The 21,468-nt window shown below is 49.3% G+C and carries 19 protein-coding genes, 1 tRNA gene and 1 rRNA gene; 11 read left to right on the forward strand and 10 right to left on the reverse strand.

Annotation, left to right across the window (positions count from 1 at the left end):
• Both F1593_RS14410 and F1593_RS14415 read right to left on the reverse strand, forming a co-directional pair.
• A 16S ribosomal RNA gene (locus F1593_RS14410) occupies positions 1–376 on the reverse strand; the annotation flags it as partial.
• 243 nt (positions 377–619) lie between these two features.
• Positions 620–1,072 carry a DUF6249 domain-containing protein gene (locus F1593_RS14415; protein ID WP_149402265.1) on the reverse strand — a complete coding sequence of 151 codons (453 nt, stop codon included), beginning with the start codon at positions 1,070–1,072 and terminating at the stop codon, positions 620–622.
• Between the two features lie 133 nt (positions 1,073–1,205).
• Between F1593_RS14415 and F1593_RS14420 the strand changes: the two genes are divergently transcribed.
• On the forward strand, positions 1,206–1,823 hold the full coding sequence (locus F1593_RS14420) for an RNA polymerase sigma factor (protein WP_172632123.1): 618 nt from the start codon (positions 1,206–1,208) through the stop codon (positions 1,821–1,823).
• Between the two features lies 1 nt (position 1,824).
• Positions 1,825–2,394, forward strand: a complete 570-nt coding sequence (locus F1593_RS14425; RefSeq protein WP_149402267.1) for a zf-HC2 domain-containing protein — start codon at positions 1,825–1,827, stop codon at positions 2,392–2,394.
• Positions 2,395–2,475: 81 nt separating this feature from the next.
• Here the strand turns inward: F1593_RS14425 and F1593_RS14430 are convergent, their stop codons facing one another.
• The 4 genes from F1593_RS14430 to F1593_RS14445 form a co-directional block, all read right to left on the reverse strand.
• Positions 2,476–3,057 carry a Uma2 family endonuclease gene (locus F1593_RS14430; RefSeq protein ID WP_149402268.1) on the reverse strand — a complete coding sequence of 194 codons (582 nt, stop codon included), beginning with the start codon at positions 3,055–3,057 and terminating at the stop codon, positions 2,476–2,478.
• Positions 3,058–3,328: 271 nt separating this feature from the next.
• Positions 3,329–4,057, reverse strand: a complete 729-nt coding sequence (locus F1593_RS14435) for an MBL fold metallo-hydrolase (RefSeq protein ID WP_149402269.1) — start codon at positions 4,055–4,057, stop codon at positions 3,329–3,331.
• Positions 4,054–4,635 (reverse strand): TetR/AcrR family transcriptional regulator, encoded by a 582-nt coding sequence (locus F1593_RS14440; RefSeq protein ID WP_149402270.1) that lies wholly within the window; start codon positions 4,633–4,635, stop codon positions 4,054–4,056. Before F1593_RS14440 ends, F1593_RS14435 begins: the two co-directional genes overlap by 4 nt.
• Before the next feature lie 352 nt (positions 4,636–4,987).
• Positions 4,988–5,131, reverse strand: coding sequence for a PhzF family phenazine biosynthesis protein (locus F1593_RS14445; protein WP_268907053.1), 144 nt, complete (start codon positions 5,129–5,131; stop codon positions 4,988–4,990).
• On the opposite strand from F1593_RS14445, the gene F1593_RS29850 reads away from it, so the two are divergent.
• Together F1593_RS29850 and F1593_RS14455 are read left to right on the forward strand one after the other, a co-directional pair.
• Positions 5,124–5,330 (forward strand): helix-turn-helix domain-containing protein, encoded by a 207-nt coding sequence (locus F1593_RS29850; protein WP_149402271.1) that lies wholly within the window; start codon positions 5,124–5,126, stop codon positions 5,328–5,330. The genes F1593_RS14445 and F1593_RS29850 overlap by 8 nt on opposite strands.
• 8 nt (positions 5,331–5,338) lie before the next feature.
• A complete protein-coding gene (locus F1593_RS14455) occupies positions 5,339–6,046 on the forward strand; it encodes a site-specific integrase (protein ID WP_149402272.1) in 708 nt (235 codons plus the stop codon).
• 73 nt (positions 6,047–6,119) lie between these two features.
• On the opposite strand, the gene F1593_RS14460 is transcribed toward F1593_RS14455, so the two are convergent.
• A tRNA-Pro gene (locus F1593_RS14460) sits at positions 6,120–6,193 on the reverse strand.
• A gap of 529 nt (positions 6,194–6,722) precedes the next feature.
• Here F1593_RS14460 and pheS point away from each other — a divergent pair.
• Both pheS and pheT read left to right on the forward strand, forming a co-directional pair.
• Positions 6,723–7,769 (forward strand): phenylalanine--tRNA ligase subunit alpha, encoded by a 1,047-nt coding sequence (gene pheS, locus F1593_RS14465; protein WP_268907054.1) that lies wholly within the window; start codon positions 6,723–6,725, stop codon positions 7,767–7,769.
• A 57-nt stretch (positions 7,770–7,826) separates the two neighbouring features.
• A complete protein-coding gene (pheT, locus tag F1593_RS14470; RefSeq protein ID WP_149402273.1) occupies positions 7,827–10,361 on the forward strand; it encodes a phenylalanine--tRNA ligase subunit beta in 2,535 nt (844 codons plus the stop codon).
• 146 nt (positions 10,362–10,507) lie between these two features.
• On the opposite strand, the gene F1593_RS28350 is transcribed toward pheT, so the two are convergent.
• On the reverse strand, positions 10,508–10,672 hold the full coding sequence (locus F1593_RS28350; RefSeq protein ID WP_172632125.1) for a hypothetical protein: 165 nt from the start codon (positions 10,670–10,672) through the stop codon (positions 10,508–10,510).
• 402 nt (positions 10,673–11,074) lie between these two features.
• Between F1593_RS28350 and F1593_RS14475 the strand changes: the two genes are divergently transcribed.
• Together F1593_RS14475 and F1593_RS14480 are read left to right on the forward strand one after the other, a co-directional pair.
• Positions 11,075–14,626: a BACON domain-containing protein gene (locus tag F1593_RS14475; protein ID WP_149402274.1), complete on the forward strand. Its 3,552-nt coding sequence runs from the start codon at positions 11,075–11,077 to the stop codon at positions 14,624–14,626.
• Between the two features lie 162 nt (positions 14,627–14,788).
• Complete coding sequence (locus F1593_RS14480; protein WP_149402275.1) at positions 14,789–16,876, forward strand: BACON domain-containing protein; 2,088 nt, start codon at positions 14,789–14,791, stop codon at positions 16,874–16,876.
• A 178-nt stretch (positions 16,877–17,054) separates the two neighbouring features.
• Here the strand turns inward: F1593_RS14480 and F1593_RS14485 are convergent, their stop codons facing one another.
• A complete protein-coding gene (locus tag F1593_RS14485) occupies positions 17,055–17,939 on the reverse strand; it encodes an NAD(P)H-binding protein (protein WP_149402276.1) in 885 nt (294 codons plus the stop codon).
• A gap of 317 nt (positions 17,940–18,256) precedes the next feature.
• Between F1593_RS14485 and F1593_RS14490 the strand changes: the two genes are divergently transcribed.
• Both F1593_RS14490 and F1593_RS14495 read left to right on the forward strand, forming a co-directional pair.
• The gene (locus F1593_RS14490) at positions 18,257–18,853 is read left to right on the forward strand and encodes a TetR/AcrR family transcriptional regulator (RefSeq protein ID WP_149402277.1); all 597 of its coding nucleotides are present in this window, start codon (positions 18,257–18,259) and stop codon (positions 18,851–18,853) included.
• Positions 18,854–19,071: 218 nt separating this feature from the next.
• Positions 19,072–19,377 (forward strand): 2Fe-2S iron-sulfur cluster-binding protein, encoded by a 306-nt coding sequence (locus F1593_RS14495; RefSeq protein WP_172632126.1) that lies wholly within the window; start codon positions 19,072–19,074, stop codon positions 19,375–19,377.
• A 110-nt stretch (positions 19,378–19,487) separates the two neighbouring features.
• Here the strand turns inward: F1593_RS14495 and F1593_RS14500 are convergent, their stop codons facing one another.
• Positions 19,488–20,609, reverse strand: coding sequence for a hypothetical protein (locus F1593_RS14500; protein ID WP_149402279.1), 1,122 nt, complete (start codon positions 20,607–20,609; stop codon positions 19,488–19,490).
• 629 nt (positions 20,610–21,238) lie between these two features.
• Between F1593_RS14500 and F1593_RS14505 the strand changes: the two genes are divergently transcribed.
• Complete coding sequence (locus F1593_RS14505) at positions 21,239–21,466, forward strand: hypothetical protein (RefSeq protein ID WP_149402280.1); 228 nt, start codon at positions 21,239–21,241, stop codon at positions 21,464–21,466.
• Positions 21,467–21,468: the final 2 nt, after the last annotated feature.

Genomic DNA, 21,468 nt, shown 5'->3' on the forward strand with positions numbered 1-21,468 from the left:
CGGCGTTGCTCGTTCAGGGTTGCCCCCATTGACGAAAATTCCTCACTGCTGCCCCCCGTAGGAGTCTGGGCCGTTCTCAATCCCAGTGTGGCTGATCGTCCTCTCAGACCAGCTACCGATCGCCGTCTTGGTAGGCCATTACCCCACCAACCAACTAATCGGGCGCAGGCTCATCCTCTGGCGCTCTTGCGAGCTTTGCTCTTACGAGCGTATGCGGTATTGTCGGCGATTTCTCGCCGGTATTCCTCACCAGGGGGTAGATAGCCCACGTGTTCCTCACCCGTCCGCCACTCTCTTCTTGCGAAGAGCGTTCGACTTGCATGTGTTAGGCACGCCGCCAGCGTTTATCCTGAGCCAGGATCAAACTCGCCATCCAATTTTTATAAAAACGTCATCTCTACAGACAACATTTAATGCACTGTTATGGCAAGCTCGTCAAAGCAATTGACTGGCTTATTGTTTTATCTGTTTCCTTACCACTCTTCAGTTGTTCAGGTTCTTCCACTGCTTTCGCTATAGAAGCGCTTCAGACATTCCGTCTGGCGCAAGAAGGATAATATCACTGACCGGCTTTTCTGTCAAGCGTTTTTTTAAGCAGTTTTTACGAAAGAGGTTAAATTCAGTCCTTGCCCTGTTCTTTTGACCGATGTTCCTTGAATGAAATGACTTTTTCATCCACGATCTCCTTTGGATTGTGATGTTTTTGTTCCTCACTTTCACTTTGCGAGCTTTGCTCTAAATAATAACTGCTGGTCAGGGCCAGACCAACACCAAAGGGAATGAGCCCTGGAAGAAGCCAGGGGCCTAGATGGAGCGGCGTGGCCGTAAAGGCTGTTGGCAGCACAAATCCGAGTGGATAAAGCCCAACTGTCAATGATATGCCCACCATCATAATAATCAAGCCTGCCCGTAATATGCCACGATTGCGGCGCTGGCGGACAGGAGGAATGCCATGTGTGATCATTGCCATGCGTTCCCGATGTTGAATGTAACGGATCAGAGCAATGAATCCTAAAAAGAGAATCAGGGCGATCAGCCACCCCAGTAAGAGTGCTAAGACGTTGTATGACATTTCGGGCTACCTCTTTATACGAAATGGTTTCTGTTATGATAAGATACGTTTAGCCTGGATATATGTTTCGTCAAATTGATGAAACATTTTTTTTAGATCTGTTCTCTAATGTAGCATGATGAGTGAGTATCTATTGCAGCCACCACATAGTATGGGAATGTCTCTTGCAAACATAACTTCTGCGTCTGTTGAGCAGGATGATATCGCGTTGGTTACAGCCAGTAAAGCCGGTAACCAGGATGCGTTTGCCTTACTGGTGGAACGTCACCAGCGTCGTGTATTTAACCTTGTTTATCGTATGCTGCAGCAATATGAAGAGACAAATGAAGTCACTCAAGAAACATTTTTCGCGGCATGGCAGGGATTATCTTCCTTCCGAGGTGATGCTCAATTTTCGACCTGGCTTTATCGCATCGCCTATAACTGCGCTTTAAAGCAACTGGATCTGCGGAAGCGAGATAATGCATTGCAAGCGGCTATTCAAGCCAAGACGATAGAGAACGATGAGCGTGTTGGTACGGAATTAGAAGTACGTGATCGACAGGCCCTTGTCCGTGAGCATATATCGACATTGCCTGCAAAATATCGTATTGTACTGGTACTAAGACATTTGCAGGAAATGACCTATGAAGAAATGGCTGAAATCTTGACAATGCCCATTGGCACGATCAAGACACATTTATTTCGCGCTCGTAACCTTTTGAAAGAGCGTCTTGAGGCGTTTGATCAAGAGTGGAAATCAAGAGGTTAGCATGCACTGTTCCCAGGCCACACGTCAAATACAACTCTATACTGATAAACAACTTAGTTTGGAAAAAATACGTACTTTAGAAAAGCATCTCTCTACCTGCGGTGATTGTTCGCGCACTTATTTTTTATTTATGGAGATTGATCAAGCTTTAGCTACTACTGAGATGATTCGTGAGCCTGAAGATTTGACCGCAAATGTGATGCGCCGTGTCGCGCTGAGCGTCCAGCAATCTGAATCCCAGGTGCAGGTCTCTCGATCATTTCTCTCCTATCGTCCCTCCTGGCTGGAGATGCTCTTTGCCAGCGCACTGGCTACCGTCGCCATGTTAGGACTGCTATTGCAACTGCCCTCGATCCGTACGTCGTTCTTTGCCAGCGCCAGTCATAATCTCCTGGCTGGATTTTTTTTGACCCTTTGGAACCTTCTGGGAACTGCGAATGTCAATCTCCTGATGACCTTTTTATGGATCATTGGAACCATACTTGGCATCTGGATCACGCTCATCGTAGCTGGCTCCGACATGCGTACCGTCTGGTACAAAGCCGTCATGGACCGCCTCCCCGTCTGGTAATCGTTCAGAGTCACAATCGAGATGCCCGACCTGTCAACATCTTCTACAGATCGGACAGCTCGAACATCAACTCCTGGCCCTTTATTTCCGTCTCGCCCGCTTGCCATCCAACTTCATACCTCGATAAATCTCCTCAATAGCGAACTGGATGTCGAGACCATCCAGTGTAACCGTGCTCTCTGGACCATAGGTATAAAGTTTCCAGCCAGTATCCTCGCGCTGATACACCTCAACGCGCATACTCAAGGAATCAACCAGCACATATTCTTGTATCGTCGCGCACTCTTGATAGTAAATAGACTTTCTACCTCTATCAATGCCCTCAGTAGTTGGGGAAAGCACTTCGACCACGAGGCAAGGATAACGAAGCATATCCTCAAGCTCGTGATCATCCGGGTTGCAACTCACGGTGATGTCCGGGTGCACATAGCGATCTTCAGCCAGTTGGAGCCGGATATCCGAATTATAAATCCAACATGGACCACCTCTTAAGGACGTACCAAGGAGAATCGTCAAATTGGCGATAATAGCTGAATGATAGGTACTTCCACCTGCCAGCATGCGCAACTGCCCCTCAAAATACTCATAGCGCGCATCATGGCTATTACGATCAAGGATGAGATAGTCTTCAACGCTCATCTTTGGATATTCTGGTAATACCATTGTTTCCTCCTTAATACAGTTCCTGGAAATAGGAAGATCGCCACATCCCACATACTAGTATAGTATAATGTAATTTACAGATTTCTGCTATCCATCATCCACTATAAACGGATGCATTTTCTGTTAAGGGCATAGCATGTCAACTTCAGGTTTTACCAATAAAAAGAACAAATAATGAAGCGTTACTACATCGTTGCTACATTACAAGGTGGGTATGAACTTTGACTAAAAAATCATGAGATGTACTTTCTTATCTCTATTGACATTTTACTTATGACGGGAGTCGGTCAACAAATCGATCAAGTTGTTCCATATCGTGGAGCACTGGCCCATGACCAAAGCAGACGAGAGCTGGATGTAATTGTGCAAGTTTACGAATAGAGCAGCGGTTCTCTTCAGGATCCAGCGTAAAGACGGCCGGCGGCTCATACAGGCCAATTTTGCCCGTGAGAGGATGGTTATTGCGCAACACGTCTCCCACAATCGCCACCCGGTCGGACTCACGAAAGTACATCACATGGCCAGGAGTATGTCCGGGCATATGGATAACGCGAAATCCAGCTATTTCGTCACCATCATGCAGGCTTCGTTGGACTGAATACGCTGGCCCGGCGAACCCCAGTTGCATTATTTTAATGGCGGCAGTCCTGGGGACCATGGGAGCATGTCCCTCCATGCTCGCGATGTCCGCTTCAGGACAGGCAAGTGGGATGCCGCGGGTGGTGCAGATCTGCTTGACGGCTCCCTGATGATCGGGGTGGCAATGGGTCAGTGCCACCTGCGAAAGGGGGATGTTTGCCAGTTGTTTGAGCAGACTGGAAGCATCCCAGCGTGTGGCTGCGTCAATGAGCACATCCTCAATGAGATAGACATTGAAGAGGTTTGCTGGAAAACAGTTGCTCAACTGCCAGACATGATGAGCAATCATCTGCATGTCCGTTATCTGCGTGGAATCAGTGACGGAAGCTTTCTGTCGTGGAGTATGGTCAGATAGGTTCATCGTGCTTTGGTGTCTCCTTCGAAAAGAAGCCGGAGCTCTTCCACCACCTGTTCTAAGGGGTGTGTACTGCGCTCGGCTTGACAGAGTAAGAGCGCCCCTTCAATTGCGGAGAGCGCAAAGAGTGCTCTCGCAGGAGCGCGCGCTGGTTCGCAGCCTGAGGCAATCAGCAAGTGTTCCAGGCGTGTCAGCCAGGCATGGTAGCCAGCGCGAGAGGCATGCTGTATGAGATCACTGGTGGCTGCCATCTCTAATGTGACTGTAGCCAGCGGACAGCCTTTTTGAAAATTGGATGTCTGGAGGCGCTCGCGAAAGAAGGAGATGAGAAGAGAGAGCGCCATGCCCAAATCAGTGCCTTCCACAATGATGGCATCAAGCTCGTGTGTAAAAGCTTGCCCTGCTGCTGAAACCGCTTCTGCCGCCAACTCTTCTTTTCCCCCAGAAAAGTGATGATAGAGCGAGCCTTTCGGCGTTGCGCTCAGATGGAGGATTTGGTTCAAGCCGGTCGCATGATAGCCCTGTGCCTCCATCAGTTCAACAGTCGTAGCAATGATGCGTGTCCGTGTTCCTTCTGTCTCCAAGAGATCCTCCTGTACCGACTGGTCTAACTACTATCACCAGTATAGTGACTGGTCTAGCAAATGTCAAGACCCAGATCTTGAAGCAAGGATCAGAAAATAACCAGTGAGAATCCCTTTCACATGCTTACCAAAAAGTCTCGGCTTGAGGCGCATGTTCCTCCCTCGTAAAAAATATCTCACATGGAGTTGTGAGGAGTCCTTTTTCCTCTAAGCATGGTCCTGTTCGATCCAATTTCCACACGACAGGTTTGGAGTGGGCGAAATCAGTCGGGAAAGCTGTCCCAAAAAAAGACAATTCCCTCCTCTTTAAGCATGACGATCTGATCCAGTCATGTCTTCCATCGCGTTAGATCTACAAAGTGATCTCCGTTTGGAACACCGTGACCGCCTGGCCTCCAATTTGCACACGCTCTGGCTTTGCTTCACGACCATGGACAGAAACCTCCACCTGTCCAGTTCGCTGCATCGCTTCGCCTTGCCCTCCAACAATGGACAAGCTAGGGGGTGTTGCACCTACACAAAAATTTGTATTGTCTGTTGCTGATGTTGCTGAGCACCTGGGCGTGTGTCGGCAGACGGTTTATAACTACATTTACTTTGAAGGGATGCCTTCAATCAAAGTAAGAGGAATGAGACGTGTGTACCTTGATTTCCTTCATACTTGGTTGAAAGAACGTGAGCAAGTACTTGCTTAGGGGAGGTTGTGTATGGCAGAGAAAAAAGTCGTGGTCATAATGAGGGTTCGGTGTACTTTGATGCAAGTCGTGATCGTTGGGTAGCGGCGGTTTCGATTGCTCCTGGTAAGCGCAAAAAGTTTTACTTTGAGAAAAAACAAGACGCTATTAAGAAAAAGAATGAGGCTCTGCGAGAACTTGAGAAGGGGACTTTAGCTACAGGGACTCGGCAAAAACTCGGTGAGTATTTAGTGGATTGGTTAGAGAATGTTCACAAGAGCAAGCTTCGTATTGGTACTTATGTCAATTATAAAAAGCTTATTGGGTATGTGGTCGCTGACCTGGGCGAGATATGGTTACAAAAGCTTACTCCTCAGCAAGTGCAAGCCTTCTATTCAAAAAAGCTTGATGGTATGCTTTCATCTAAGGTTGTGCATGATATTCATGGTGTGTTGCACCTGGCGTTAAATAATGCGGTACGTTGGGGAATGGTGTCAAGAAATGTGTGCGACCTGGTGACTCCTCCTAGCATAGTAAGTCGTGAGGTTGTGCCATTAACGGTAGAGCAAACGCATGTGTTGATGAAGCATATTCGGGGGCATCGCCTGGAAGTCTTGCTTGCAACGGCGGTTGTAACAGGTATGCGTCGGGGTGAGCTGCTAGCTTTGCGTTGGTCTAACATTGATCTTGATCGTAAGCGTTTGCAAGTATTGCATTGTTGTTTTTTTGTTCTGTAGTGTTTTTTTGAGTAGTGGTATAAAGCAAGGCTGGAAGCTCGTTTATGGCGATACTTCCAGCCTTGTCATTTAGTCGGGGTGAGAGGATTTGAACCTCCGACCACTACAACCCCATTGTAGTGCGCTACCGGGCTGCGCTACACCCCGCTGTTCTTGTAGGGAACAGATAGGAGTATAGCAGAAAAGAAAAATCAAGTCAAGCATTTTTTTGCTGAAATTTTTCACGCTGGTAATTCACATCCAATGAGGCGCGTTTGATCCCCGAATTTGTCACTGGCTGCTAGACTTTTGTGGAGCAGTATGCTAAACTTTACGGTAGATAAATATGCTGCATTGTGCAGTGAAAAGCGTTGATGGGGAGAGTAGACGTTCTCAAGCGTTCAGGGAGAAAAGGTCATCGACTGTAAGCCTTTTTACGCCGCCGCCCGTTGAAGTTCACCCTAGAGCTGGCTGTTGAAGTGTATTCATTCATAGAGTAGACAGCCCCGGTATGTCACCGTTATTGGACAAACCGAGTGGAATACTGACTGGCTCTTTTGCGTGCCGGGTGGTTGTGCGTTGATGATGCGATGCATTGACTGAGAGTATTCAATACGGGTGGTACCACGGAGCTTGCTATACCGACAACTTCGTCCCTGTTGACGAATGTCGGTTTTTTGATTTTTTGGAGGTTGTTATGGTTGGACAACTCGAACAGTTGCTCGGTCAACTCGATGCGCTGCGCGTGCGGGCACTCGAGGAATTGGAGCCGATTAACTCATCTGCTGATTTAGAAGAATGGGATACCCGTTATCTGGGACGCAATCGTGGCGAGTTGAAGAGTCTCTCTTCTGTGATGCCAAAGCTTACGAAAGAAGAGCGCCCGGTGGTGGGGCAAAGGATCAACGCGGTAAAGACTGCGTTGGAGCGTCATTTACAGGAGAAGCGCGAGGAGTTGAAGCAGCGCGAATTGCTGCTGGCCCTGGAGAGAGAGCGTATTGATGTGACCTTGCCTGGCCGCGCCCTTCCTGTTGGGAAGATGCATCCCCTTTCACGTACGATCCTTGAGGTGACTGAGATTTTTGCTCGCATGGGCTTCAGTGTGGTACAGGGCCTGGAAGTTGAAGACGATTATCATAACTTCCAGGGATTGAATATTCCTACCGATCATCCTGCCCGCGATATGCAAGATACCTTCTGGGTGTCCCCTGAACAGATCCTGTTGCGTACTCAGACCTCGCCGATGCAGATCCGTACGATGGAGCAGTCAGAGCCTCCTGTGCGCGTGGTGGTGCCGGGTAAGGTCTATCGCAATGAGGATATCGATGCGACCCATGAGGCGATGTTCCATCAGATTGAGGGCTTGCTGATCGATGAAGTGTGTACGATGGCGGATCTCAAAGGCTGTCTGGAGCGCTTCGCACATGAGATGTTTGGCCCGGAGCGCCGTGTACGCTTCCGTGGTAGCTATTTCCCGTTCACGGAACCCAGCGCCGAGATGGATATTAGCTGCGGTTTGTGTGATGGGAAGGGATGCCGTTCTTGCAAATATAGCGGCTGGCTGGAGATCTTAGGTTCTGGTATGGTACATCCCCAGGTCTTGCGCAATGTTGGCTATGATCCTAAAAAATATCGCGGCTTTGCCTTCGGTATGGGTGTCGAGCGGATTGCGATGTTAAAATATGGTATCGGAGAAATACGTCTCTTCTCCGGCAATGATTTACGCTTCTTACGCCAGTTGTAGTGGCCTGATTGAAGTGTATGGGTGCGTGGCGTTCCCACGCATGAAGGAGAAGACGCAATGAGAGTTCCTTTGAGCTGGCTCAAGGATTATGTGGATATTAGCCTGTCGCCTGAAGAATTAGCGCATACGTTAACAATGGCTGGTTTAGAGGTGGAGGGCATTGAATATATCGGTGCCACCTGGGGCGATAAAATTATTACTGCCCAGATTGATCATCTGGAGAAGGTGGAAGGCTCAGACCACCTGAATTATACGAAGATTAATACTGGTAGTGAACAGATCAATGTAATTTGTGGCGCGCCCAACATTAAATTGGGCGATAAGGTACCACTGGCTTTGCCGGGTGCACAGGTCGGGGATATTACGATCAGCGAGACACGCAAGTTTGGGTATGTCTCACAGGGTATGCTGTGCTCACCAAGCGAGCTTGGGATGGGCAATGATCATTCCGGTATCTATATTCTGGAGCCTGCTACGGAGTTAGGTCAGCCGCTGGTGAATCTGTTGGGTGAGGTGGTCTTCGATTTTTCGATTAAGGCCCATCGCGGTGATCTTTCTTCAATTATTGGGATTGCCCGTGAGGTTGCAGCCTTAACGAAGCAGCCGCTGCGTATCCCACAGCCACACGTACAGGAGCAGGGCACACCTACCAAGGAACTGGTACGGGTTACCGTTGAGGATAGCGAGCTTTGCCCTCGTTATACCGCTCGCGTGATAAGCAATGTGCAGGTGGCTCCTTCACCCAATTGGATGGCACAGCGCTTGCTGGCCGCTGGCATGCGTCCCATTAATAATGTGGTGGATATTACCAATTATGTCTTGCTAGAGTTTGGTCAGCCCCTCCATGGTTTCGACTATGATTTGGTGCCAGAACACCATGTGATTGTGCGCCGCGCCCATGAGGGTGAGGTCTTGACGACGCTTGATGATGTGAAGCGGAAACTGTCTCCTTCTATGTTGCTGATCACTGATATCAATGGTCCTACGGCTATTGCTGGTGTTATGGGTGGTGCGGTCAGCGAGATCAGCGCAAAGACGACATCGGTCTTATTGGAAGCGGCAAACTTCAAAGCAGGCAATGTTCGCCGTACTTCGACGCTGTTGGGCTTGCGCACAGATGCCTCCACGCATTTTGAGAAGGGGCTGGACCCGGAGCTAACCCTGGCGGGCGCGAATCGGGCTGCACAACTGCTTGCTGAATTGGCGGGCGGAAATGTCCATCCTGGTATCGTCGATCATTATCCTCAGCCAGCGCAAGCGCGGATGCTGGACTTCTCCGTCGAGGATGTTGAGTGGTATACCTCAATGAAAGTGACCCAGAGTGAGGCTATTGATGCTCTAACCGCGCTTCATTTCACGGTTGTAGCTTCTGAGGATGGCAAGTCTATGCAGGTGACGGTACCAACCTATCGTTCAGATGTCAAAGAAAGTGCCGATCTGGTCGAAGAGGTGATTCGCTTAATTGGCTATGATCGCATTCCAAGTACCATTCCTGATGGTCCATTGCCTGCGTTAAGCCAGGATCGCTGGTTTGAGCGTGAGCAGGAGGTGCGTTCTCTCGCGGTTGGCGCTGGCTTGAATGAGATTATTACCTACACCCTGACCAGTCGGACCCGTATGGCGAAGGTGCTGGCACAGGTTGATGGTGCCTCCGCGACTGCCCTGCTCCAGGTTTCAGGTCGTTCGGTTGCACAGACTCAAGCTACACTGGCGGCATCCAATGTCGTGACGGATAGTGCGGATTTTGACATACGCTCCATTCCTGCCGTGACGTTGGTCAATCCATTGAGCTCTGATATGGATGTGATGCGCCTGACCTTGCTGAGCAATTTGTTAGAGACTGTTCAGGAAAACAGTAAGCATAATAAAGCTGGCTTGCGCTTCTTCGAGCTGGGACGTCGTTATCTGCCAGGTGAGGATAAGCAGCAGTTACCGGAAGAGCGGCGTACCATTGGCGTCGCCCTGTGTGGTCCGGCTGAAAATACCTGGTTGCCTGAATTATCCCATGCAGCGGATTTCTATGATCTCAAGGGTGTCATTGAGACATTACTGGAAGGTTTGAAGATCACCCATTATCGCTTCGCGTCAACGCAGCATCCAACCTTCCATCCTGGCCGTACAGCCCTGGTGGAACTGGGACAGGAAGATGCTGCTGGCGAGATCAACTATATTCCCGTCGGTGTGATTGGTGAGGTTCATCCATTGGTGCAGCAGCGCTACGATTTACCCTATCGTGCTTACCTGGCAGAACTGGATCTGGAACAAATCTATGCGGTGATCCCGACTCAGATTGCTTACCAACCGATCTCACGCCACCAGGAACTGACACGTGATCTGGCTCTGGTAGTGGACCAGAAGATCCCTGCCCAGACCATTCAGGAGCAGATTGCGCGTCACGGTGGTGAACTGTTACGTTCAGTTACACTCTTCGATGTCTATACTGGCGATCCAATTCCAGCTGGCAAAAAGAACCTGACGTACACGCTTGTTTACCAGGCCACCAATCGTACCCTGAAGGATACTGAGGCCAATGAATTGCAAGAGCGTATTATCCGTCTCTTGCATGAGGATTTTGGCGCAGTTTTGCGCTAACCTCGTGTTCTCTCACTCACAAGGTGGATGTTTGATACCCATGATCTTCGCCATGCTGGCGCATGAGTTTTCGCACCTACGGTGCTCAAAACAGTTTTTAGGATGTGGTGCAGGAAAGGTGCTGTGCACCTTTCCTGCACCACATCCTAAAAAGGGCGCAGGCGCGCAAGCGCCTGCCAGTGAGTCAGCAGCAAGATCCCGATGGTGATGGGAATCAAATACTTTGTAAAAAGGATCGTAGCAGTAAAAGGATCTTTACCGCTACGATCCTTTTTACTGATCTCTTTCGTTGCTACCTGTCTTATAGTCATAATGAGAACATACCCTTTATGGCTATAGAAAGAAGATATGAGCATTGGGGATCTTGAAAATTGTTTATAATTTATAATACTAAACCTCCTCAAGAGGAATAGTATTTTTCTATTTATATTTCCTATTATATACGTAGCCCTCTATTTTCTGATTTGTGAGCGCTCCATTCTAAAGGTGAGCGTTCATTTTATGTATAAAAATAGCTATCAAGTTATTTCACATGATGCTTATCCCGTCAGTTTGTTAATCTCTCTGTGTATGGTTACCGTATCCAACGATTTTAAAGTGTATGGTTGTGTGGGAGTATTGCCAGCCTGTAAGCAGCAGGGGAGTGATGTGGGACGAATTTCGAGATGTTGGCATGTATAGATTTGGTTGTGTATTTTGAGAAGAGTCTAACGATGAATCAATGTTTACGTTGCAATAGACCTTGTAGCGTTTCTGCTATTTTTTGTGAGCTGTGCCTTTTACATTTACAACAACATCATCATAGCCATGATCAAGCAGGTGAGCAGAGTTATCTTGAGGAAGCAGTCGCTGCAGAGGATGTAGTGGATGCTCCCGCTTTCGAACATGCTCTAGCTCCTGCTGATCCGTCGATCATAACAATAGACCAAACAAACCTGAGTCAGTCTGATCTTTCGTCTGCGACGGTTCTGATGGTTATTGCTTATGCCGATGAGAATAAAAATTCCCAGGATATTGAACAGAATGATTTTCCTATCGCTGATGTCGATAAGGATATTTTCCCCCGGGACGCTGAACAGAATAACTTTCCTGTTGATTATGCACCTGAACTTGATACATCGTTGCAACGCTTAAATGATGCTGCTCGTTTGATTGCCGAATCAGATCCAGAGGCAGGCCAAAATGGACGTGGGCCTCGTGCATCGCGTCTGACTCCATTATGTGATATTTCGGCTGAGATTCAACGTGCGAGCACCAATCCTCTACCTGGCTCTGCCTTTGCTACGCAGCCGGTGTTACGTAAACCTCTCGATGAACATTTGCCTGATCTCTGGCCCTGGCTTCATAGCACGGAAACCGATGAAGAGAAGGATGCGTGGATCAACAATTATGATCCATTGCAGTCACGCCAATTCCCGTCGAGTGCGGAATCCAGAAAGATAGAAGATGAGGATATACAGCGCGCATTCAGGGAGCGTCTGGCAATTGTGTGGGAAGGTGTGAAGCATGAGCCTCAGAAGAGTTTTCGCGTCCTTTTGTTGTGTATTTCTCTTCTGGCTGTTATTGCTCTGATTGCCGATGCCGCGATGATTTCGTTCCTCGCACAGGGTAAACCGGCAGGAACTGTCACGATGGCTCCAACCTTGACGCTCTCAACTCGTTTTGCCAACCATGGGGATCTGGTTACGCTACGGCTACGCAATTTTCCTACGTCCTCTTCCGTTGCGATTTCACATGATATTCAGGAACAGGTAAGCTTACAAAATGTGAGCAATATTGTCCAGGTGAATGCTCTGGGCGCAAAGGACGTGGTGTTATTGGTGGAGGATGGTTGGGAGCCGGGCGGACATACCATTGTCGCTGAAGATGAACGCACACGCTATACGGCCAGTGCTATGCTAGTTGTTGGCGTGGGTTCAACGCGCCCGGGCCATTTAGAATTGCAATCTAATGCTGTGAACCTGGGACCACAATATCAGGGAGCAAATTCGTTTCAAACGATCAGGTTGGATAACAGCGGAGGTGGCACTATTAATTGGTCTGCCAGTAGTAGTGATGCATGGTTGCTGCTTTCTCCCAATAATGGCATGTTTAGTGATCATCAAGAAATTCAAATTGCTGCCGACCGCACCTATCTGAAGCCTGGCAATTATCAAGGGAAGATCACATTCTTCTCTAATGTAAGTGAGCCGCAAGTCCTTATTATACAAATGCAAGTCCTGGCGCTACCAGCCAATGCCGGTGCCGTGATGAGTATTTCACCTGCATTGATGTCTTTCACTGCCGTCGATGGATTGAGTGATCCACATAGTCAATCCCTGGTTATGACCAATCCCGGTACCAAGGCTCTCTATTGGACAATTAGTAATCAGGCACCTCGATCTACCTCTGATTCGAACTCCTATTTGCAAAGCCTGATCACCACCACAAGTTGGTTACATCCAGAGGTGACATCCGGGAAGGTTGTGCCGGGCTCAACGGTCAACATTCCTCTTGTGGTTCATAGTGCCGCGCTATTACCCGGAACCTATACCAGTGTTTTGACCTTTGTTACTCAGTCCGGGCAAAGCGCATTGAATAGTCCCCAACTGGTGACTATCACGCTGACCGTGCAGCCGCGTTGTGGATTGACGGTCAGCACAGGAATGCTTACGTTTAATGCGCTGGCTGGTCAGGCCAGTATTGGTAACCAGGTATTGAGTTTGATGGGGAATGCAAGTTGTTCTGGGAGTGTCAACTGGAACGCCACCTCCTCAGCGCGCTGGCTGGCTATTGCGCCTGCCAGTGGTCAATTGAAAGGTTCTGCTCCGGCCACTTCAACAGTGACGGTTAATCCAGTTGGTCTCGGTGTGGGAACCTATTCGGGCACCATTACAATCACTGTGGCGCAAAGCACGCAAACGGTGTCTGTCCTGCTCGTGGTACAAAATCCACCGCCGCCGGGTGCACCTATCATTGGAGCATCACCTCTTAATCTCAATTTTAGCGTGACACAGGGCCAGATGAATCCTCCGGGACAAACGATCACGCTGACAAATACCGGGGCCAGTGCTTTAATCTGGAATATCAGTACGAGCCCTCTCGATTCCTGGTTAAACGTATTACAGTCTCAAAATGTGATTGCACCTGGACAAACAGGAAGTCTGGTGGTGAATGTCAGTACGGCTGGTTTAACTGCAGGGAGTTATAGTGGAAGTATTGCTTTGAGCGGAGTTGATATCAACGGGAATCCGGCTGGTGGAAGCCCACAAACCATTGCTATTCATCTGACCGTAGAGGCACCCTGCGCGCTAACCCTACCTTCAGCCAGTACCCTGGCCTTTACCGCGACCCAGGGGCAGCAATCTAATCCTACACCTATACAAGTTGCCATTACGGCTTCTGGCAATTGTAACTGGCCGGTGACCTGGCAGGCGAGCTATGATACATCTGCTGGTTGGTTAAATCTATCCGCGAACAATGGAACTTTTACGACCAGCGGTCAATCCTCTACGCTTGTGGTGAGTCCATCGCTGGTTGGTCTTGCACCTGGAGATGTCCATACCACTATAAAAATCTCGGCTACCGATAATATGGGGGCTATCGTACAGGGAAGTCCGCAGGCGCTAGTGGTTGATATGCTTGTGATGGCTCCTTGTTCGCTACAAAGTAATGCCTCAAGTCTCAATTTTACAGTTACGCAAGGGCAAGTTAGCAATATGCAAAATATATTGTTGAATATGACTGGTAATTGTTCTTTACCCGTCACCTGGAAGGCCCAGGCAAATAATAGCTGGCTCAATTTAGGTGGCAATGCGGGAAGCGATAATGGGCATGGCAGTTCTTTAGGGGTCAGTGTGGATGCTACTAGCCTTCAGATTGGTTCATATAATGATACAATCATATTCTCTTCTACCGGTAGTGGTGGCGCCAGCGTCAGTAATACACCAACGATTCCAATTACAGTCAATGTTGTAGGAGCAACTGTCAATTTGACGGTGAACTCCTGTGATGCCGTACTATGTACTACACCGATGCCGTTTGCGGGGGCGAATGTGACGTTATCTGATAGTGCAGGCAATATAGTAGCCAGTGGTATCACGGATAGCCAGGGCAACTTGACGCTTTCTAATGTGCCTATGGGAGTATACACCGTAACTGTAGCCGGAACGGATGTGTCGAACGTAACCTTTACAAGTAGTACTTCATTAACGGTGTCTGGCAGTGTAGTAAATATGACCATTGGTACCAGTCCCAGCAGTACTCCAAGCGCGGTTATACCTTGAAAAGGAAGCATACGTTACTGTTTATTGCTTTAGTGGAAGCACAGGATGTAACCCTATTTGGGAATATTGTGACAGAAACGTCTTTCTTTAGTAGAAATAGTTCTGTCATTGATGCCAATGGGTTGAGCGAGTAAATAAAATTTCCGACTGGAATGGAGCGTTATGAATACCAGACGTTGTGTTTATTGTCAGGCTATACAGCGTGCTGATGCTCAGATTTGTTATTATTGTGGACGAGAATTAGCTGAGAAGGCACGTCCAGACGCTCTCTCATCGGCTTCTTCCCATCGTGCGGGCCATACATTTGGTCTACACCCAGAAGACCAGCCGTATCAATCGAGTATGATGCTGGCCCAACGTTCCCCCACAGAGGAGAAAGAACAACTCCTGAGGATACAACAGGACCCCAATTATATCGTGTTTCCGCCCACAGAAGAACTCAAGGCTCAACGTGAGGCTTTACGCGAACGCGAACGGGCTCTGGCTCATCAGCCACAGCCTCGCTGGCGACCACATTTCGCCCTATCCCCACGGGCAGTCTCATCACTCCTGACCTTATCCTGCATTTTTATGTTGCTGGCGGCCAGCTTGATTGCCTTTGCATTGGTTGGAAAGCGCCCTACCAGCGCGACCGCTGTCATTCAAGTCTCACCTGATAAGGTACGGGTCAATGATGTTTTTACATTGACCGGACGCGGCTTTGTTCTCCACGATCAGCTTTCTTTTTATCGGGATAATCAGCTACTCGTGCGCAATGAACAGGGGAAGCCAGTGGTTGCATGGACAGACGCGCAGGGGAAATTTTCTGTACAGATACCAGTATCTGCCGATTGGCAAGTGGGTAGCCATTTGATACATGCGGTAGATAGCACCCATGAGGTGGATGCTGTCACCCGACTGACGGTGCTGACTGCCTCTTTGCTGTCGCCTTCCTTGCAGATTTCGCAGACTGTTTGTAGTTTTCCTGGCGCCGCGCCTGGGATCGTTTCCAGCCAGTCTGTGACTCTGGCAAATGCAGGAGGTGGACAGGTCTCCTGGAAAGTGAGCAGTGATCAATCCTGGCTGGCGGTGACCCCGGCGCAGGGAAGTTTTTCTGGCAGCCAAAATGTAATGGTTTCGGTTGATCGTGGGACTTTAAGTTCACATTCCTATGCCGGTCATTTGATTTTTACGCAAGCAGGGGGCGATGGGCCAACAGTAATCCTTCCAGTCACCATGTCGGTTACGCCTGGCCCCGCATCTCTGGCGGTATCGACTACTGCGTTAACCTACACTGCGAGCAATAGCCAGGACCCGAATGACCAGTTTATCACCATCCATAATAATGGACAACAAAGCGGGGTGTGGTCGAGTAGCATTTCCAGTGGTGATTCTACGAACTGGTTATCCCTATCACCTGATCATGACACCCTGGCAGCCGGTGGGAGTGAAACAGTCATCGTGAGCGCTCATTCTACTCATCTCGCGGTTGGATCGTATCAAAGTACGATTCATTTTGATGGGGCGATGCATGGGCTGGTGAATGTCTCAATGAGTGTATCAAAGCCAGGCAATCTTGTCGCGTCTGTCGCAACGTTGAATTTTTCAATGGTCGCAGGGAAAGTGCCAACCGGGCAGAATATCACCTTACAAAATACCGGGGGAGCGATGGTGAATTGGAATGCCATGGCGAGTACTATCGATCAGAGGAAGTGGCTACAGGTGACTCCTGCACAGGGATCACTAGCAGCAGGGGAGCAGTTAACGGCAACAGTGACGATTATTGATCAAAACTTACCTCCTGGTTCCTATCAAGGAACGATCAGTTTTCTTACATCCAGTGGTATCAAGCAACAAATAGCTATTTCATTGCTTGTGGCGGCTGCTCCCATATCATCCAATCCGGTGTTGAATGTGAAGCCGACGGCCTTGAATTTTACATTCAGCGCTGGTACACAACCAGCATCTCAGACATTAGTGCTGACGAACGCTGGCAATACACCGTTACAGTGGGCAATTGCTGTGAATGGAAGCAATGCGAGTTGGGTGACAATCAGCTCGTTACAGGGCACCCTGGCAGCCGGACAAAGCGCTACCCTCACAGTGTCTGTACAGATACCGGCGCAAAGTACAGGCGCGGGATTTGCAGCGACGCTGGCGGTCTCTGGAGGCATCCCTGGATCGACTACTCTGCATCAAAATGTTCCTATCAGTCTCACTGCCACAGGTGCTGTGCCCACAGGCACACCGCATGCGGCCAATACCGCTTAAATACGAGAAAGCACCCTTGCTCGTACGATTCTCTCACCCCAACGCTCTGGAATGTTCCCCGACACGGATGTTGTGGGAGGCATGGCCTACGGGCGGGACAATACCGCTAAAATAAGCCATGCCCCTATGGGAGCACCCTGAACCATGAAATTGCTCCCAATTTCATGGTTCAGGGTGCTCAGGCCAGGATAGCTGGCCTGAGCACTTCTTCGCACCACTGGCGGAAGCTCGTGGGAGTGGTGGACTCGGGGGTGCGTGGCTCGGCGGTGGCGAGTCCCTGATCATAGGCCGCAATCATATCGACCATACCTTGCGCCATAGCGTCGGACATCCCGAATCCGGTCAGCGTGGCCTTCATGGCCTCACTGGTGATCTGCTGGAAGCGCACTGGCCTGCCCAACACCTCGGACATGATCTGTGCCATGTCGTTGTAGGAGAGGTCCTCAGGACCGAGCACCGGGACACTTTCGACTCCACTCCAGGTGTGATCGAGCAGCAGTCTGGCGGCAACGGTGGCGATGTCGCAGGTGGCGCAGGTTGGCTGCTTGAGGTCCCCGGATAGCATGTCGAAGAACATCCCCTGGTTCTTGATCGACTCGACCTGACGGAGCAGGTTATCCATGAATGTGGGCATTGTCAGAGCACGGTAACTGACCCCCGTGCTTGCGATCAGGTCGTCCATAGCCAGCGATGCCGTGACATAGCCAGCGTTCCCGGACACGGCTGCCCCACGACCGAAGGCCGAGACGCCAACCACCCGCTTGACCCCCTGGCGCTTGAAGGCGTCACACGCCAGTCGGCTGAAGTCCACATAGGCGGCCTCGACGCTCTCGGCATGGGGATCTGGGGGCACCACCCAGAAGACGCTGTCTGCACCTGCAAACGCCCTGCTGACGACGTCGAGGTCGCCGTGCGATCCCTGCACGACTTCGACGCGCTCGCGTTCGCGCGGGGACAGACGGGAAGGATCGCGCACGATCACGCGGATCTGCTCGTCGCTATTGAGCAGGTTATTCAGAACTTGATGACCGATCAGGCCAGTGGGAGTTGTAATGACGATCATGAAAATTACCTCCAAGAGAGAGATTGCGTATTGACGATTGCTTGCATTTCGATAGTCCTTCCTCCATCTTTGTGTGCTCTCGGGATAGGTGCCCCTGCATTTGATGGCTACTGCATCTCTGGAGTGAACAGAAGGATGGTGGATAGACAACACTGTTATCTAATCAACACTTTCGTGTATACTACACAGGAGGAATAGTAAACTACCTCTGAATGGAAAGCAATCAGCAAAGCGGTCGGATCGTTGTTTAGACAACACCAGAGGGCAACTGTTGCTTTTCAGAGGGGGATGAGGACATCATCAGGGGAAGAGAGAACATGGCTACACCAGCGAATGAGAATGATCCACGGGTCAAACGGACCCGTCAGTTGTTGCTGCAAGCATTCATCTCATTGCTTGAGGAACGACACACCATTCACTCTATTTCAGTGCAAGAAATCACAGAACGCGCAACAGTCAACCGGGCTACCTTTTATGCTCACTTTGAAGACAAATATGCCCTTTTAGAAGTCTGGATGCGCGAGAAGTTTCACCACGTGTTGGAGAGCCAGTTTTCCACCACATCCACCTTGCAGAGGAGCACCTTGCACCTGCTTATTCTCGCCGTGTTCGATTTTCTTGCCCTCTGGCAGTATCACCTCAAGCCAGCTGATAGGCAGTTTGTGCCGTTCTTCGAGGTCGCTTTGCAGCAAGAACTCCAGGAGGTCCTCCTGAACTGGCTGAAGCAGGTCCCATTGTCGGTGCCCGTCTGCCAGGAAACAGGAGAAACCACGGCGTTGGTCATCAGTTGGGCCATCTTCGGTCCCGCAGTGCAATGGAGTCGGGGAGACCAGACCATCACGAAAGACGTGATGGCTCATCACGTTTTGGCTATCGTGATTGCTGGCTTGTCACCTGTTGTCACGGTGACTTGACCAATGCCCTGGCTCTGCACTATCAGAATGACCAAATTGGTGGGAGACTCAAATTAACTGACAGATAACAGGTTTCTGGCGCTTCCGCTTGCTCTCCTGGCTGATTGGAATGCTGTTTATTTTGTTGCACGCTCTTTCCCTTCTGTGCTATATTCTGACAAAGCATAATCAAGCAATGCTGTATAAATAAGCTATCAGCTATTTCGGAGGATAGAATCGTGCCAACCATTACATATGTACGCGAAAATGTACGGGTGGACGTGCCCGAAGGAGATACTGTTCGTTATCCGGCGCTAGAGAACGATGTGCCCATTTATTGTGGGGTATATAAGTTTGCGAATTGCCACGGTAATGGTTTTTGCGGTACTGATCGCGTCGCCGTCTCGCCGCCCGCCAATATCAGCGAGCTCTCTTTTATGGAGAAGTTCTGGTTACGTAGCGACTTGAAGAAGAATCCTAACGTGCGTCTGGCCTGTCAGGTGAAGGTTTTTGGCGACGTTCAAGTCGAGACCCAATGTAAATAATGCGTAGCATACGCTACTTCCTGGCACAAAACAGGGTTCCCCATTAGATACCGGGGAACCCTGTTTTGTGCCAGATGATGTTTGTCATCCTGTTACGCTCTGGTAGGCTTTTATCGTACCGCGAAGTAAAGGCGTTGGGCGAAGGTGTTGTTCCAATAAATCTCAACTGATCCCGAAAGTGTGTTGGGAAAAGACATCGCTATCACAAAATTATCGACATTGGCTGGATCATATTTGATAACATCAGGATAGGTAATTGGCTCGTAAAATTTGCCGTTAGTATACCATTTGGTGGTAACGTGTCCCTGTGTTCCTTTGGGCGGCTGAGCACTGAATGTGAGATAAAATTTCTGCCCGGGTTGAAAGATTGTCACCGATTGGATCGGCAGGTTGCTTTTATCAACACGGTCCGTTAGCGCGGCAGCTTGAATAACCTGGTCTCCCGCTCCATAATCCTTTTTCAGATCGCGTGCTGGCGGATCTGGAATGTTTTGAGTGTTGGTCTGGAGATTTGATACTGGTTTTCCATTATAAAAGTTGAGTATATTGTCCCAGGTCCCGCTGGCTTTGGCATAGTAACCGGCAGCACTACAAAGTAAGAGTGCCACAATGATGACGCTGAATAATCCACTGATAACCCGACGTTTGGGGACAATAGGTCGAGGCTTGGTATACATCGGGGCGACATGGACAATATCCGGCATTTCCGGGTTGGCTGGCAGCAAATGTTCAACCGCATGTTGAGGAACCAGTTGTAGTGAAATCGTTGATTGTCTTCCAACGGGCTGAAGTTCCATTCCACCTTGATAGGGTGCGGGAAGCATACTCTGATTATTCATTTGTTGTGCGGATTCTTGCCCTGGATACTGGTTATTCCATTGCTCGGAAGGCTGTTGCCAGGATGGCATAGGATTCTGCTGCTCGGAAGGCTGCTGCCAGGATGGCATAGGATTCTGCTGCTCGAAAGGCTGCTGCCAGGAAGATGTCGGACTCTGTTGCTCGAAAGGTTGCTGCCAGGCATCGCCTGTGCTTTTATAGGCCGGTGCATTGTTATTAAAAGACATTTGAGGGGTTTGTTGTTCCCACTGTCCCCCGGTTTGTGGACTGTTGGGCATAGCGGGTCCGCCCCAGGGTGATCCACCAGGCGCTCCTGTGCCCCAGCCAGCCTGTTGGGAATTGTCCAGGAGTGGAGACGGGGCTCCGCAGTTAGGGCATGGTGCCTCATTCGCCAAACGTGCTGCTTTACAATAGGTACAGAACATTTCCTCGCCTACCTTAATATAAATTCTTCAGTGCACTTACTTCTCATTGTGTCAATTTAATCTGGCACTCCATCACAGTAACACTTAACTTTGTATTTGATCAAGTTTTGCTGTTTGCTTTAGGGCAAAATGGCTATATATAATCCGCTCATCTTCATACTGCACCAACTTGTGCCAGAAAAGGATCTTTTCTTCTTTTTCATTTACCCGTATTTATTTTTGATGTTACCATGCATCTAGCGATAATTTTCTGACGTATTCGATGTATATGCGGTTTCATTGCAGCTTACTTCTCTGTGCGTTACAATAAATAGAGAATACTCTGGCACATGGATTTTTCTGCTAAGAATGTGTCAGACTCCCTGTATCATCGGGATCTTGCTGCTCCCTGGCTGGCAGGCGCGTGCGCGCCTGCGCCCTTTTTAGTGTGTGGTGTAGAAAAGGTGCTATGCACCTTTTCTACACCACACACTAAAAACAGTTTTGAGCACCGCAGGTGCGAAAACTCATGCACCAGGATGGCGAAGACCATGGGAATCAAACACTTTGTAATAGTGAACGCATAGGTTTGGCGAAAAGAAGGATACATCTTTCATTCTATGACCGAGACATCCGATCAATGGTATAACAGGCAGGCCATCGAGCATTTAGCGCAACATATCCCTTTTGAACGCGATCTAGCTTCTAAAGCAGAGTTCATTGAGATGTTACGTGGATTGGTTATTCGTCATGGACGGGAGATGGACCCTGAGCTATTTGGTTTCGAGGCGCGTTGTGAGTTAACACGGCTGGGTTTGTGGAGTCGTATTGGTCCTGAAGGAATATAAAT

Origin of the sequence: Dictyobacter arantiisoli, from assembly GCF_008326305.1 — a bacterium.
In the GTDB taxonomy this organism is placed as follows: domain Bacteria; phylum Chloroflexota; class Ktedonobacteria; order Ktedonobacterales; family Ktedonobacteraceae; genus Dictyobacter; species Dictyobacter arantiisoli.

Bases quoted from the DNA above. Each gene is read 5' to 3' on its own strand.
- F1593_RS14415 (WP_149402265.1), bottom strand. From the start codon at position 1,072: ATGTCATACAACGTCTTAGCACTCTTACTGGGGTGGCTGATCGCCCTG.
- F1593_RS14425 (WP_149402267.1), top strand. From the start codon at position 1,825: ATGCACTGTTCCCAGGCCACACGTCAAATACAACTCTATACTGATAAA.
- F1593_RS14430 (WP_149402268.1), bottom strand. From the start codon at position 3,057: ATGGTATTACCAGAATATCCAAAGATGAGCGTTGAAGACTATCTCATC.
- F1593_RS14435 (WP_149402269.1), bottom strand. From the start codon at position 4,057: ATGAACCTATCTGACCATACTCCACGACAGAAAGCTTCCGTCACTGAT.
- F1593_RS29850 (WP_149402271.1), top strand. From the start codon at position 5,124: ATGGACAAGCTAGGGGGTGTTGCACCTACACAAAAATTTGTATTGTCT.
- pheS (WP_268907054.1), top strand. From the start codon at position 6,723: ATGGTTGGACAACTCGAACAGTTGCTCGGTCAACTCGATGCGCTGCGC.
- pheT (WP_149402273.1), top strand. From the start codon at position 7,827: ATGAGAGTTCCTTTGAGCTGGCTCAAGGATTATGTGGATATTAGCCTG.
- F1593_RS28350 (WP_172632125.1), bottom strand. From the start codon at position 10,672: ATGACTATAAGACAGGTAGCAACGAAAGAGATCAGTAAAAAGGATCGT.
- F1593_RS14475 (WP_149402274.1), top strand. From the start codon at position 11,075: ATGAATCAATGTTTACGTTGCAATAGACCTTGTAGCGTTTCTGCTATT.
- F1593_RS14480 (WP_149402275.1), top strand. From the start codon at position 14,789: ATGAATACCAGACGTTGTGTTTATTGTCAGGCTATACAGCGTGCTGAT.
- F1593_RS14485 (WP_149402276.1), bottom strand. From the start codon at position 17,939: ATGATCGTCATTACAACTCCCACTGGCCTGATCGGTCATCAAGTTCTG.
- F1593_RS14490 (WP_149402277.1), top strand. From the start codon at position 18,257: ATGGCTACACCAGCGAATGAGAATGATCCACGGGTCAAACGGACCCGT.
- F1593_RS14505 (WP_149402280.1), top strand. From the start codon at position 21,239: ATGACCGAGACATCCGATCAATGGTATAACAGGCAGGCCATCGAGCAT.